Source organism: Streptomyces sp. SID12488, from assembly GCF_010548275.1.
Taxonomy (GTDB): Bacteria; Actinomycetota; Actinomycetes; order Streptomycetales; family Streptomycetaceae; genus Streptomyces.
This window is the reverse complement of record NZ_JAAGLT010000151.1, coordinates 1-409: the sequence shown is the minus strand read 5'-3', so window position 1 is coordinate 409 and position 409 is coordinate 1. Positions and strand designations below refer to the sequence as shown.

At 75.6% G+C, this 409-nt stretch carries 1 protein-coding gene; it reads left to right on the top strand.

All coding sequences use genetic code 11. The annotated features are described in order from the left end of the window. Positions 1-220: 220 nt before the first annotated feature. Positions 221-409, top strand: a 189-nt coding sequence (locus tag G3I56_RS42945; RefSeq protein ID WP_203691979.1) for a hypothetical protein, incomplete at its 3' end; no start/stop codon positions are given.

The window sequence follows — 409 nt, the reverse complement described above, 5'->3', positions numbered from 1 at the left end:
GGCGTGCGCGACCTCGAGGCCCGCCTGGCGTGGTCGCACGAGGACATCCCCGCCGGCACGCGCGTCGTGGTCGTCGGCGTCTCCGGCTCGCGCGTGCAGGTCGTCCGCGCGAGCTGACGCGCCGACCGTCCCACCTCCGCTCCACCCCGCCGCCGCGTGCGGCGGCCGCACCACCCGAGCAGGACCGAGAGGAAGGAGCCCGGCCCGGCCGGGACCCACCATGTTCGACTTCACGCAGGGCAGCGGCTCGACCGTGCTGGCCGTCGGCGCCCTCATCGTCGCGTTCGTCGCGGTAATCGCCCTCATCACCAAGCGCATCCGCCGGGTGCCCCCGAACGAGGCCCTCATCATCGTCGGGCGCGGCGCCGGCCGGAACGCGTCGGCCGACGCGGACCATCGCCTGGTCGTC